The 219-nt window shown below is 56.6% G+C and carries 1 protein-coding gene; it reads left to right on the top strand.

Annotated elements, in window-relative coordinates; genetic code table 11:
- Positions 1-219, top strand: a 219-nt coding sequence (locus tag C2I19_RS19405) for a transposase (protein ID WP_146056878.1), incomplete at both ends; no start/stop codon positions are given.

Genomic DNA, 219 nt, shown 5'->3' with positions numbered 1-219 from the left:
GCGCAAGCGGCGCGGGCGCATTGGGGCATCGAGAACCGTCTGCATTGGATGCTGGACGTGAACTTTGCGGAGGACGCCAGTAGCATTTGCAAGGACTTTGCGCCGGAGAATCTGTCATTGCTAAAAAAGATGGTGTTGAATCTGGTGCGACCGGTGCCGATGGGCAAAAACGGCAAGATGAGCATGCGGATCAAGCGCAAGGCAGCAGCCTGGGATGAT

Origin of the sequence: Chromobacterium alticapitis (genome assembly GCF_002924365.1) — a bacterium.
GTDB lineage: Bacteria > Pseudomonadota > Gammaproteobacteria > Burkholderiales > Chromobacteriaceae > Chromobacterium > Chromobacterium alticapitis.
The sequence above is the reverse complement of the archived record's forward strand: the minus strand, read 5'-3'. Positions and strand labels throughout refer to the sequence as shown.